The 12634-nt window shown below is 63.5% G+C and carries 12 protein-coding genes; 3 read left to right on the top strand and 9 right to left on the bottom strand.

The features are described from left to right. Window positions 1–5: 5 nt before the first annotated feature. The gene (locus CD932_RS27230) at window positions 6–920 is read left to right on the top strand and encodes a porin (RefSeq protein WP_254926784.1); all 915 of its coding nucleotides are present in this window, start codon (window positions 6–8) and stop codon (window positions 918–920) included. On the opposite strand, the gene CD932_RS27235 is transcribed toward CD932_RS27230, so the two are convergent. The 3 genes from CD932_RS27235 to CD932_RS27245 all read right to left on the bottom strand — a co-directional run bounded on the left by CD932_RS27235 (window position 908) and on the right by CD932_RS27245 (window position 3743). Then, the gene (locus CD932_RS27235) at window positions 908–1483 is read right to left on the bottom strand and encodes a DUF3617 domain-containing protein (RefSeq protein ID WP_094446014.1); all 576 of its coding nucleotides are present in this window, start codon (window positions 1481–1483) and stop codon (window positions 908–910) included. The genes CD932_RS27230 and CD932_RS27235 overlap by 13 nt on opposite strands. A gap of 79 nt (window positions 1484–1562) precedes the next feature. Then, the gene (locus CD932_RS27240) at window positions 1563–3110 is read right to left on the bottom strand and encodes a TerC family protein (protein WP_094446015.1); all 1548 of its coding nucleotides are present in this window, start codon (window positions 3108–3110) and stop codon (window positions 1563–1565) included. 84 nt (window positions 3111–3194) lie between these two features. Further along, window positions 3195–3743: a hypothetical protein gene (locus CD932_RS27245; protein ID WP_141213391.1), complete on the bottom strand. Its 549-nt coding sequence runs from the start codon at window positions 3741–3743 to the stop codon at window positions 3195–3197. A 12-nt stretch (window positions 3744–3755) separates the two neighbouring features. Between CD932_RS27245 and CD932_RS27250 the strand changes: the two genes are divergently transcribed. Next, window positions 3756–6584 carry a pitrilysin family protein gene (locus CD932_RS27250; protein WP_094446017.1) on the top strand — a complete coding sequence of 943 codons (2829 nt, stop codon included), beginning with the start codon at window positions 3756–3758 and terminating at the stop codon, window positions 6582–6584. Between the two features lie 69 nt (window positions 6585–6653). On the opposite strand, the gene CD932_RS27255 is transcribed toward CD932_RS27250, so the two are convergent. The 4 genes from CD932_RS27255 to CD932_RS27265 form a co-directional block, all read right to left on the bottom strand. Next, window positions 6654–7334 carry an OmpA family protein gene (locus CD932_RS27255; protein ID WP_094446018.1) on the bottom strand — a complete coding sequence of 227 codons (681 nt, stop codon included), beginning with the start codon at window positions 7332–7334 and terminating at the stop codon, window positions 6654–6656. 168 nt (window positions 7335–7502) lie between these two features. Then, window positions 7503–7649, bottom strand: a complete 147-nt coding sequence (locus tag CD932_RS28555) for a lmo0937 family membrane protein (RefSeq protein ID WP_121670992.1) — start codon at window positions 7647–7649, stop codon at window positions 7503–7505. Window positions 7650–7821: 172 nt separating this feature from the next. Beyond that, the gene (locus CD932_RS27260) at window positions 7822–8079 is read right to left on the bottom strand and encodes a hypothetical protein (RefSeq protein WP_094446019.1); all 258 of its coding nucleotides are present in this window, start codon (window positions 8077–8079) and stop codon (window positions 7822–7824) included. A 147-nt stretch (window positions 8080–8226) separates the two neighbouring features. Next, window positions 8227–8874, bottom strand: a complete 648-nt coding sequence (locus CD932_RS27265; RefSeq protein WP_094446020.1) for a glycine zipper 2TM domain-containing protein — start codon at window positions 8872–8874, stop codon at window positions 8227–8229. Window positions 8875–9074: 200 nt separating this feature from the next. Here CD932_RS27265 and CD932_RS27270 point away from each other — a divergent pair, with 200 nt between their 5' ends. Next, window positions 9075–9839 carry a Crp/Fnr family transcriptional regulator gene (locus tag CD932_RS27270; RefSeq protein ID WP_094446021.1) on the top strand — a complete coding sequence of 255 codons (765 nt, stop codon included), beginning with the start codon at window positions 9075–9077 and terminating at the stop codon, window positions 9837–9839. Window positions 9840–9925: 86 nt separating this feature from the next. On the opposite strand, the gene CD932_RS27275 is transcribed toward CD932_RS27270, so the two are convergent. Further along, the gene (locus CD932_RS27275; protein WP_094446022.1) at window positions 9926–10144 is read right to left on the bottom strand and encodes a glycine zipper 2TM domain-containing protein; all 219 of its coding nucleotides are present in this window, start codon (window positions 10142–10144) and stop codon (window positions 9926–9928) included. Window positions 10145–10306: 162 nt separating this feature from the next. Then, a complete protein-coding gene (locus CD932_RS27280; RefSeq protein ID WP_094446023.1) occupies window positions 10307–12394 on the bottom strand; it encodes an AsmA family protein in 2088 nt (695 codons plus the stop codon). Between the last annotated feature and the right edge of the window lie 240 nt (window positions 12395–12634).

The raw sequence follows: 12634 nt of genomic DNA on the forward strand, positions 1-12634 counted from the left end.
CTATCATGAAGACCTCGTACCTGGCGCTAGTGGTAATGGGATCGTGGGCCACCGCGATCGGGCCGTGGGCGCTGCGTGCGCAGGCCGAAACAAGCAGCGTGCCTGGCGGTGCCCCCGTGTATGGCATGCTTGACACCGGCGTGGTGGCCGGGCGCGGCTGCGTGGTCGATTGCGGCGGCACCAGCCAGTACCTCCGGCAGACTGTGACCCTGCCGGAGGTGGCCGATCCCTTCAGGGGCGACATGGCCGGCAGCGCCAGCAACCTGGCCGGTTACGGCGTGCAGCGCTACGACAACACCGTCAAATATGCGACTCCCTCCCTGCGCGGCATGAGCGCCGCCGCCATCTACAGTGCGGGCGAATCGCCTTACAGCCGCGTGCAGAACCGCGCCTACGGCGCCACGCTCGGTTATTCGGCCGGCGCCGTCAATGTCAGCGTGTCGCACCAGCGCAAGAACAATTTCATCCAGGCAGCCGGCACGGTGCCGGCGATCGACATGTCGGCGCGCAACACGCTGGTAGCGGCCAACCTCGACCTGGGTCTGGCCACCGCGTTTGCCGCCGTCGGCATCAACAAGGGCTATGGCAACTCGCCGTGGGACCCGAGCAACGCCTACAGTTCGCTGGCGTTGTCGAGGTCATCGTCGGACAGCCGCGATACCTTGCTTGGCGTGTCGGTGCCGGTGCGCGGCTTCAAGCTGCTGGCCTCGTATGTGCGCAAGGATGACCGCGATCTCGCCAACCGCGACGCCAGCCAGCTGGCCCTGGGCATCACCTATGCGTTGTCAAGACGCAGCGATTTTTACGCGTCCTACGCGAAGATCCATAACAAGAACGGCGCGCGCTATACGGTCGGCAACGCCAGCGACAGCGGCCGTGGCGACGCCGCCTTCAACCTCGGTTTTCGTCACGGTTTCTGAGCCGCCGGCGAGGTTGCGGAAGCTGGGCAAGCCGCGCCCAGCCACTTGCCGCTGCTGGCCACATTGACCTGTTCTGGCGTGCCGCGCGCGCTGGTGGTCGCATTCAACTGCATGGTAAAGGCCTGGTCGCCCTGGAAGGTTACTTTGCCGGTGCCGCTGGACTTCGGGTTGGCGCAGGTGAAGGACACATTCATGCCGCCCGGAACGGCCACGTTGTCCGACTTGCAGTCGCCGGGCTGGCCGGTAGGAATCTGCTGGCGTGCCGCCATCTCGGGCGTCACGCAGGCCGTCACGCGCACGGCGCCGTCGGCGCCCACGGTGGGCATGGCCATGCCGCGGCTGGCGGCCATCGTTTCGAGCTGCTTGCGCTGGTCGGGCGGCAAATTGCCCAGCTGCTGCAGCACCATGTTCATGGCGCTGTCGGTGGCGACGTCGGGCGAGGCCATCTTGCTGTCGATTTGCCACAGGCCGGGCCTGATCGGCGGCGGGGCGTCTTTCGCCTGAGCCTGGCAAACAAAGGCCGCGCAGGCGAGGACGGTAAGGCGGGAAAGAGTGCGATGCATGGCGGGGTCTCCGTAAAAGGCAGGCCCCAGCATACGCGATGGCGGACGGCGCACGCTTGCCGTGTTGTTACAAACTGTATTACAAGCTGTGATCGGGCTCGATGCGGCGCACGTCGACGCAGGCGATGCGGCGCTCGTCCGCTTCAAGCACTTCGTAGCGCAGGTCGTTCAGTTCCAGCACCTCGCCGACGGCCGGCATGTTCTCGAAATGGGCCAGCAGGAAGCCGGCCAGCGAATTGTATTCGCCGTCTTCGCTGACCAGGGTTTCCGTATCGAACACTTGTTCCAGGTAATGCAGGTCGGTCGCGCCGTCGATGCGCCAGTGGCCGGGACCGAGCACCTCGACGTCGGGCTGTTCGTCCTCGTCGGGAAATTCGCCGGCGATCGCTTCGAGGATATCGATTGGCGTCAGCACGCCCTGCACGGTGCCGAATTCATCAACCACCAGCACCAGCTGGCCACGTGAGCGCCGCAAGGTTTCCATCGCTTTCAATACGCCGGCCGCTTCCGGCACCACGATCGCTTCGCGCATACTGGCCGCATCGATCTGGCCGTGCGAGACCAGGTCTTCGATCAGGTCCTTGCTGCGCGCCAGGCCCACCACGTTATCGAGGTCGTCGTTGCAAACGGGGATCATGCTGTGCGGCGTGTCGCGCAGCAAAGTCAACATCTTCTCGCGGCTGTCGTTCAGGTTGACCCACGACACGTCGCCGCGCGGCGTCATCACCGAGCGGATCGAGCGCTCGCCCAGGGTCAGCACGCCGCTGACCATATTGCGCTCTTCCACGCCGAACGCCGGGATGTCGGGCGTTTGCTTGACTTCATCTTCCTGCACCGCTTCGCGGCCCTTGCGGCCCCCCAGGAGGCTCAGCACGGCTTGCGCGGTGCGGTCGCGCAGCGGCGTCGTCGATTGCAGTTTGAGGAAATTGCGGCGCGCCAGCTGGTTGAAGAACTCGATCACCACCGAGAAGCCGATGGCCGCATACAGATAGCCTTTCGGGATATGGAAGCCCAGGCCTTCGGCGATCAGCGACAGGCCGATCATCAGCAAAAAGCTCAGGCACAGCACCACCACCGTCGGATGGGCGTTGACAAAACGCGTCAGCGCTTTGGAGGCGAGCATCATCACGCCGATGGAAATGATGACAGCGGCCATCATCACGCCCAGGTGCTCGACCATGCCGACCGCCGTAATCACGGCGTCGAGCGAGAACACGGCGTCGAGCACGACGATCTGCGCCACCACCAGGCCGAAGCCCGCGTAGACCTTGGAACCGGTGGCTGCGTGCGTCACGCCTTCGAGGCGCTCATGGAGTTCGGTGGTGGCCTTGAACAGCAGGAACAGGCCGCCGACCAGCAGGATCAGGTCGCGCCCGGAGAAAGTAAATTGCCAGACGGAAAACAGTGGCGCGGTCAGCGTCACCAGCCAGGAGATCAGCGACAGCAAGCCCAGGCGCATGACGAGGGCCAGGGTCAGGCCCAGCACGCGCGCCCTGTCGCGCTGGTGCGGCGGCAGCTTCTCGGCCAGGATGGCGATAAAGATCAGGTTGTCGATACCCAGTACGATTTCCAGTACAACCAGCGTCAGCAGGCCGACCCAGATTGTCGGGTCAAATAACCATTCCATGGTGGTTTACCTTGTCAAATCAAAAAGTTTCAAGCATGCCCGGCTGCAGCGTTGCCCCGGACGTGTCGGTGTGATCCATGCCGTTCAGCTGCGAACGCGTGGCGGGCGCATGGCCTGCCACACGTCCGCTTCGGCAAGTGCGGCGGGTCCCGTCCGCCAGACGATGGCGCAAAAAGAAAGCGCCTGGCGACATGCGCGATACAGGGTGATGGGGTCGTTGTCGCACTCTTCGGCGTCGCAGCTGGCAAGTGCGGCATCCGGAGCGCTGTCGGCGTGCGCGTAGACGTTACGGCAATCTGCGCTGGCCGCGTGCACGCCAGCGTGCTGGAATGGGGAAGTGCTGGCGTACGCCATGCTGGCGTATGCCTGGGGTAAAGCGATGAAAACAAACAGGCAGAGCAGGACGAGAGCTCGTCTCATATACAGGCGGATAGTTCTGGAACGGTCGAGTATAGCACGCGATGATTGCCGCTCCGTGACCTGCTGCTTGCGGAATTGATAAGTTTGTCGTAAATTGCGTTTTAGTAACAATTTCACCATCCGGCGCATACGCGCCCGTGTCGTGAGCATTGTTGCGTTTGTTATTCGTTGCTTATTCGCTGTCGAGTGTTTTTTCTTATAACGCAGTCTCACCAGGACCATGCTTTGAAACCAATCACCGCTCTCTTGCTTGCCGCCGGCATTTTGTCGCCTTCCTTCGTGCTGGCCGCTACCCCTGTACCCGCCGCCAAAACCCAGAAAACCGGCGCGCCGGCCGCCGCCGTGAAAGTCACCTCGGTCGAAGGCATTACCGAATACAAGCTGGCCAATGGCTTGCGCGTGCTGTTGTTTCCAGACGCCAGCAAACCCACACTGACTACCAATATCGTCTACATGGTCGGCTCGCGCCATGAAAACTACGGCGAGACGGGCATGGCGCACTTGCTGGAACACCTGCTGTTCAAGCCCAGCGCCAATTTCGGCGTCAGGAAGGGCAGCAAAACCCCGGTCGAGATCCTCAATTCGACTGGGGCCCAGTTCAATGGCACCACCTGGTACGACCGTACCAACTACTACGCCACTTTTCCGGCCAACGACGACAACCTGCGCCAGATGCTGGCGCTGGAAGCGGACCGCATGGTCAACGCCGCCATCGACCAGAACGACCTGTGGAACCCGAAGACCAGCAAGGGCGAAATGACGGTGGTGCGCAACGAGTTCGAAATGGGCGAGAGCGATCCGATCAGCGTGACGAGCGAGCGCATCCAGGCCGTCGCGTACGACTGGCACAACTACGGCAAGTCGACCATCGGTGCGCGTTCCGATATCGAACAGGTCAATATCCCGCGCCTGCGTGCGTTTTATCACAAGTACTACCAGCCCGATAACGCCGTGCTGATGGTGGCGGGCCGCTTCGACGAAGCAAAAGTATTGAAGCAGATCAATGATTTGTTCGGCAAGATACCGAAACCGACGCGCGTGATCGAGCCGACCTACACGGCTGAGCCGGTGCAGGATGGCGAGCGCGCCGTGACGGTGCGCCGCAGCGGTGGCACGCAGTTCGTCGGTGCCGGCTATCACGTGGCGCCGTCGGGCCATCCGGACGCGGTCGCCCTTGAAGTGCTGGGCCATGTGCTGACGGATGCGCCTGCGGGCCGCCTGCACAAGGCGCTGGTGGAAACCAAGCTGGCCAGCAAGATTGAATACAACTCGGTCAGCAACCTCGAACCGGGCTACAACCTGTTCGGTGCGCTGGTGCCGCTCGATGGCAAGCTCGACGCGGCGCAGGACGCCATGCTGAAAGTGCTGGAGGACCTGAAATCGCAACCGGTCACCGAGGCCGAAGTGGCGCGCGTCAAGCAACAGCTGAACAAGCAGATCGAACTGGCCACCTCGAACACGGCGCGCCTGACGATTGCGCTGACCGAATCGCTGGCGGCCGGCGACTGGCGTCTGTTCTTCCTGCAGCGCGACCAGCTCGACAAGGTCACGGCGGCGCAGGTGCAGGCGGCAGCCGAGAAATACCTGAAGAGCTCGAACCGCACCCTGGGCCGCTTCATTCCGACCGACGCGCCGGACCGCACCACCGTACCGGCCTACGCCGACGTGGCGCCGCAGCTGGCCGGCTACACGGGCCGCGCAGTGGTGGCACAGGGCGAAGCGTTCGATCCCAGCCCCGACAATATCGAAGCGCGCACACAGCGCTTTACCTTGCCCAATGGCCTGAAGGGCGCCTTGCTGCCGAAGAAAACCAAGGGCAATACCGTCAGCGTGGTGCTGAAGCTGCACTTCGGCAGCGCTGACAGCCTGGCCGGCAAGGCTGGCGTAGGCAGCTATACGGCCAATCTGCTGTCGCGCGGCACCGATAAGCTGTCGCGCCAGGAGGTCAAGGACAAATTCGACCAGCTGGGCATGCAGGTCAGCATCAGCGGTGGCGCCGAAGGCGTGACGGCGGCCCTGAGTGGCAAGCGCGACAACCTGCCAGCGGCAATGGACTTGCTGGCGCAAGTGCTGCAGAAACCGGCCCTGTCGGAGATGGAATTTCTGGAACTGCAGCGTGAACGCGTCGGCCGTGCCGAACAGGAACTGCCGGAACCGATGCCGCTGGCCTCAAACGCGTTCATCCGCCTGCTGGACGCGACCCCGCCGGAGCACGTGCGCCACGTCAAGACGCTGCCGGAACAGCTGGCCGTCTGGAAAAGCGTGAACGTGGCTGACGTCAAGGCTTTCCACGCCGGCTATTATGGCGCCGCCAGTGCCGATTTTGCGGCCGTGGGCGACTTCGATCCGGCAGCGCTGAAGGCGCAGGTAGCCAGCTTGTACGGCAACTGGAAATCCGCCCAGCCGTACTTGCGCATTGCCGACACCGTCACGTCGGTCAGCGGCAAAAAAGTCAGCCTGGAAACACCTGACAAGGCCAACAGCGTGCTGTTCGCCATCGTGCCGCTGACGCTCAAGGACGATGCGCCGCAATATCCGGCGCTGGTGCTGGCCAACCACATGCTCGGCGGCGGCGCGCTGCGCAGCCGCCTGGCCGATCGCATCCGCCAGAAGGAAGGCCTGTCATACGGCGTCGGTTCGCAGCTGAACGTGCCAGCACGCGATCCGGCCGGTTTCTGGATGGCTTACGCCATCAGCGCGCCGCAAAACACCGGCAAGGTGGAAGCGGCGCTGCGCGAGGAAATCGCCAAGGTGCTGGCCGAAGGCTTCACGGAAGCGGAACTGGTGGAAGCGAAAAAAGGCTGGCTGCAGTCCGAAGAAGTTCAGCGCACGCAGGACACGTCGCTGGCGCGCACGCTGGCCACGTATCTGGACGATGGCCGTACCATGGCCTACGACAAGGATCTGGAAGCCAAGGTATCGGCGTTGACGCTGGCGCAGGTCAACCAGGGCTTGCGCGAGTACCTGAAATCGGACGCCGTGTCGGTGGTGACGGCAGGCGACTTTGCCAAAGTGGCGAAAGAGTCCGGCGCTGCAGCGACGACGTCGAAATAAACCATTGCACGTAAAAAAACAGCCGGACCATGCAAGTGGCCCGGCTGTTTTGTTTGGTGCTGTTGAAAATTAACGTGGCGCCATCTCGGCCACATAAATTTCCACGCGGCGATTGCGGGCGCGGCCGCTGTCGTCGGAGTTCGAGGCGATCGGTTCACGCGCGCCGCGGCCTTCGACCACCACGCGGGTCGGCGAGACGCCGCGCATGGACAGGTAGTCGCGCGTATGGGCGGCGCGCTCGACCGACAGCGGCTCGTTGATCGAGGCGCTGCCGGTACTGTCCGTATGGCCGATGATGCTCACGGTGGTGCTCGGGTTGTCGTTCAGGGTAGCGGCAAAGCGGTCGAGGATGGGACGGAAGTTGCCCTTGATATCGGCACGGTTGGTATCGAACGAGATATCGCTCGGGATTTCCATTTTCAGGCGGTTGTCCGCCGTCTGCGTCACTTGCACGCCGGTACCCTGGGTGGCTTGTTCCATCGTGCGCTTCTGGTTTTCCATGCGGTTCGACCAGATATTGCCGACCACCGCGCCGGCAGCCGCACCGAGCAGGGCGCCGCCAGCCGTACGGCCGCTGCTGCCGCCGCCGGTGGTGCCGCCGATCAGTGCGCCCAGGCCGGCGCCGATGCCGGCGCCAGTGGCCGTGCCGCGTTGCGTGGACGACATGTCGGCACAGCCGGAAACGGCGACCGTCAGGGCCAGCATGGCGATCACGGATTTGGCGCCTGGGCCGGTTTTAAATGGATTCATGGAGTTTCTCCTAGTGTTGTTCTTGAAAGTACCCGGGGGGATTGCCCGCACACGTTACTGCAAAAAGGCCGGTCTTGCCAGTCCAGGCGCCAATGGAAAGACGGCGCCCGTTTGCACGTGCGCCGCCCGCCAGCGTCAAGCCTTGCCGGCTGCACCGAAGCACAGCCTCTATAGACCGCGCCCGCTGATCAGACGCAACAGAATCATGATGACTGCGACGACCAGCAGAATGTGGATGAAGCCGCCAATGGTGTAGGAAGTTACCAGACCCAGCAGCCAGAGAATGATGAGTACTACTGCGATTGTATAGAGCATGATGTGTTCTCCGTGAGTAATGTGTGCATGGCGGCGAGGTGATGTACCCGCCGTCATCGGTTTTTTTGCCATTTGCGTTGCTGCCGGAGTGACACTCCCTGCAAAACGCTGATGCCATGACGCATAGTCTCCTTTGCCGCCGACGCCATCTGTACGGTGTCGTACACAACTCCTACTTATTTGCACTGCCTTGCACATTGGCATGTTCCGCGTCCGCCATGCCTGGCAGCCAGGCCAGCATGCCGGCCATGCCGACGGCGCCGGCCAGGCAACTGAGCATGCCGCCGGTCAGCAGCAGCATCACGCCGAACACGGGAGCGGCGGCGCCGCCGGGCGCCAGGTCCAGCGCGCAAAAGCCCAGTAGTGTCGCCAGCATGCCGCCGCCGATAAAGCTCAGCCATATTTTGTTGCCAGCCTTGTTATTTTCCACGTCTGCCTCCTTTGATGGGTGACTTTGTAAATTTCCTTAGTGCATCATCTCCTGTCGGCCCGGTCTCATCTGTGCGCCAACGAACATGATCAAAAAGAAAACGCCCGGACTGGCCGGGCGCGTGTTGGTACCAGCCTCGATCGGCGGTTAGCCGGCGCGCAAGCCGCCGTTGACCACGCGCACGCGGTCGCCCTGGCGCCAGTTCGGCGCGGCGCTTTGATGCACGGTGCGCGTCTTGCCGTTGTCCAGGCGCACCACGATGTTATAGCTGCGCGTGGCGCGTACGCTGCCTTCGATCTGGTTGCCGGCCACGGCGCCGCCAACGGCGCCCAGCACGGTGGCCAGTTCCTTGCCATGGCCGCCGCCCACCTGGTTGCCCAGCAAGCCGCCGACCACGGCGCCGCCAGCGGCGCCGACGCCACTGCCGGAAGCGCGCGTATTGACTTCATTGATCGACTCGATCACGCCGCAGTTGTTGCATACCTTCGGTGCCGGCGCAGGTGCCGCTGCGTATTGCTCAGGCTCCGGTTGCGGCTGCGGGCGCTGCACCGGCTGCACGGCCAATTGCTGCGACTGGGGCGGGGCGGCCAGCGGCTGGGCGCCGGCTGGCGGTGCGATCGCCTGCAGGCTGGCCAGTTGTTCGCCGGAGGCGGCGCTGCTCAATGGCTGAGCCTGGCGGCTTTGCGAGGTAGGCAGCCAGCCCATCAGGGCTGCCGTGCCGACGCCGCAAAACAGCAGTACTGCAACGGCGGCGGCCAGGATCAGGGGATGCAAGGATTTGGTGTTAGTGGTCATGAAATGCTCCTGTTTTAATTTGAGTGAATCCGGATGGCTGGCGCCGGGAAGGCCTGGCCTGAATCTGTTTATTGGTCTCAACGCCGAGTGTGCGTCGCCACGTCATTCGCTTCCGTGCGTCACCGTACATACAGCGCCAAGGTGGCCCCGTAGGCTAAGTAAAAATTATGTCGAGTTGTAACGACACCAAGGAAAAGGCAATGCCATCAATGACCGCTACCATCAACCTGCCCCGCGATGCAGGCCGCTCCGCATTGGCTTCGGCCGCTGCAGGCAACCGCCTGCTGGCCAGCCTGCCGGAGTCCGACCTCAAGCATCTGTCGGCGCTGTTCGATACCGTGACGGTCGACGTCGGCGACATACTGTACGAACCGGGCCAACAGATCGGCCATGTTTATTTTCCGGGCGACTGCCTGATCTCGCTGCTGGCCGTGGCCGAAGGCCGCATGACGCTCGAAGTGGGTTCGGTCGGCCGTGAAGGCGTGCTGGGCGCGTCCGTTGCGCTGGGCCATGAACTGGCGCAGGTGCGCGCCGTCGTCCAGCGGTCCGGCAGCGCCAGCCGCATTGCGCGGGCCGATTTCTGCGCTGAATTTGCCCAGCTCGATTCCTTGCAGCGCTTGCTGTACCGCTACACCGACACCTTGCTGGCGCAAGCGATCCAGATTGCCGTGTGCAGCCGTTTTCACGTGCTCGAAGCGCGCCTGGCCCGTTCGCTGCTGATCACGCGCGACCGCCTGCAGTCGGAAAAATTTCACCTTACCCATGAATTCCTGGCCCATACGCTTGGTGTCAGGCGGGTTGGCGTGACCAAGGCGGCCAGCGCGCTGCAGCAGCAGAAACTGATTACCTACAGCCGTGGCAATATCGAGATCCTCGATTCGGCCGGGCTGGAGGCGGTATCGTGCCGCTGCTATGAGCTGGTCAAGGATGCGGGCACGGCCGGCATGGCCAATGTCTTCGTGTAAAGGCCCGCTTATTTGCGCGGCGGCGCGGGACGCAAAAAAGCGGGGCGGCCATTGAAATGGCCGCCCCGCTTTTATATTGCCGACAATTACTTCGGCTTGACCTGATTGCCGATCACGCCGCCGACGGCTGCGCCGCCAACTGCGCCAACGGCGCTGCCGCCGGTCAGCACGGAACCGGCAACGGCGCCGATGCCTGCGCCGATGGCGGTGTTTTTATCCTGGCCGGACATGTTGGCGCAAGCGGTCAGGCTCAGCACCAGTGCGGCGATGGAAGTGGTTGCGGCGAGTTTTTTAATCGTTTGCATGGTAGATCTCCTTTGGATTCGGTCCCGTGGCGCCGGCAGGGAAAAAGCCGTTTGTAACGTACGCCAGTTCAAGCACAGTGACAGAATAGAATTTCAGAGAGATAAGATCTGTTCGGCAACGCACATAGGCGTGTAACAAATGTAAAGACAACATCCCGGCCCTCAGCGTGGCACGGCCCGTTCGCCCGTCGTCGGCTTGGCGCCCTGGCGCGCGCGGGCCTTGCCCGGCGGCGGCGCGACTGGCTTGCGCCCGGCCTGGTTCAGCAAGGCCGCGCATTCGCTTTGCTCGCCGGGGCCGGCATTGACCAGCGGCAGCAGGGCGGCAAACGGCGCCACCGCCGCCAGCGCCAGCGCGCCGCCGGCGCGCAAGGCCAGCACGCCCTTGTCGACGCTGACGTCAGGATCGCTGAAAGTGCCCTTGACATACAGCGGCGAGCGCAGCGAGAAGATGCGCACGCCCTTGCTGTCAGGCCGCAAGGTCAGGTCCAGCCGTTCATTTTCCAGGTTGACGGTGCCATCGACGTGCAAGGTGGCGTCGTCCGTGTCGACGATGAACTGGCGCGTTTGCATCAGGCCATGGGTGACGCCGAAATCGGCCGCCATGCAGTTGAGCTTGACTTGCTTGTCGCCCGATAATTTCGCCAGCACCACGCTGCCGATATTGAGGCCCATTTCCTCAAGCAGCAATTTGCTGATGCTGCCGCCATTGATCAGGGCCTTGACTTCGCCATTCGCGTTGCCCAGCAAGCTGGCCACCGAGTTGCCGGTGGCCGTCAGGGCGGCATCGCCATTGATCTGGCCCACGCTGGCCTGCAACGGCGGCAGCCTGGGGAACAGCTGCCTGATCTGCATGTGGCGCGCGCTCGCCTTCAGCTCGGCGGCGATGCCGCCGGCCAGCGTCCTGCCGCTGCCGTCCAGCCTGATCTGCGTGGCCAGCGTGCCGCCAGCGATATTGAAGTTGAGCGGGTTGAGCGACAGCACGCTGTCTTGCAGCACGATATGCGTGTCGACCTGGCTGATCGGCAGATCGGCGTCGCGCGTGATCTGGTCGGCCGTGTAGCGCACGTCGGCGTCCAGGCTGGTCCAGCGTTCCGTCCTGAACGCTTCCACCGGCAAGACGCGGCCGGCCGGCTGCAGGTAGCGCGCGCCGCGCTGCTCCTTGCTGGCGCGGTTGTCGGCGCCCACCAGAGGGCCCAGGTCGCTGAACTGCAGCAGGCGCGAGTGGACGTTACCGGTCAGGAAGTTGCGTGGCTTGCGCTCGGAAAACGTCATCTTGCCACTGATGTCGCTCGAACCAACCTTGCCGCTGAACTTGTCATACACCCAGTCGCCGCCGCCACGCTTGATGACGCCCGTCAGCCGCCCCTGTGCGCTGAACGGCGGCGTTTCCGGCAGCAGCACGCCCGTCAGCGGGTACAGCTGCGCCATGCTGGGGCCCGCTATTTTCAGCAGCACGTCAAGCGCTGCCAATTGGGTCGGGCGCGTCAGCGTGCCGTCGATGGCCAGCATGGTGCCGCCCGAATGCATTTCGGCCTGCAAGGGAAACGGCGTGCCCTGCTGCTGCAGCGACAGCACGCCGCCGGCCTTGCCGCTGCCTTTTACCGGTGCGCCGCGATACGTGCCGGCCAGTCTCCAGGCGATGCCATAGCGGCTGTCAGCGATGGTGTCGACATCGGCCCGCATGGCGGTATCGGTGACGCCGTCCGTGAGATAAACCGTGCCCTTGCTGAAGACCACGCTTTGCAGCTGGAACTCCCATTTCGAGTCCGGTTTCTGCTTTTCGAATGTCCAGTTGTTGTTGCCGTCCTTGCCGCGCAGCAGGCGCACGTCGGGGCTGTCGAAACGCAGTTCCGGAATCACGATTTTCTGCTGCAGCAAGGCCAGCGGATTGAGCGAGAAGGCCAGCCGGCTGACGCTGGCCGCATCGGGGTGCGCCGGATCGGGCGTGATGCCGACTGGGTTGCCCATGCGAACATTTTGCGCCTGAAGATGGGGCCAGGGCAGGTAGTCGCGCCAGCCGTGCCGGCCAGGCGCCGCAGCCGGTTGTTGCCAGGTCAGCGTCAGGTCGCCGTCGATGACGAAGGGGCGTCCCAGCGCTTCGCTGGTGCGGGCATTGAGCCAGGGCCTGGCGCGGTTCCAGTCGGCATTGATCAGCACGACGATGGCGACGGCCGGCACGGCGACGAGCAGGCCGGCGGCGGCGAGGACGATCTTGGCGCGGCGCGACTTGGGGAGCGGCAGGTGAGGCATGGATCAGTTCTTTCTGGATAATGGGGACGGCGCGGGGCGGCGGCAGTATGCCCGATGCTACCGCAAAGCGCCGCGCCACACGTTCGTTTGTGCGCTGGCGCACCTTGTCGGCAGGGTTGTTGTCGCTTTCTTACGCTATGTGCGGCACCGAACTGATAGTGCCGGTGCCAGGGGCTATAACGTCATACATCAGGCGCCGCTTCATGCATCGAAGCCGGCGCGTCAAGACCAGTGTTGATG

The sequence above is a fragment of the Janthinobacterium sp. PC23-8 genome (genome assembly GCF_002250505.1).
Classification (GTDB): Bacteria; Pseudomonadota; Gammaproteobacteria; order Burkholderiales; family Burkholderiaceae_D; genus Janthinobacterium.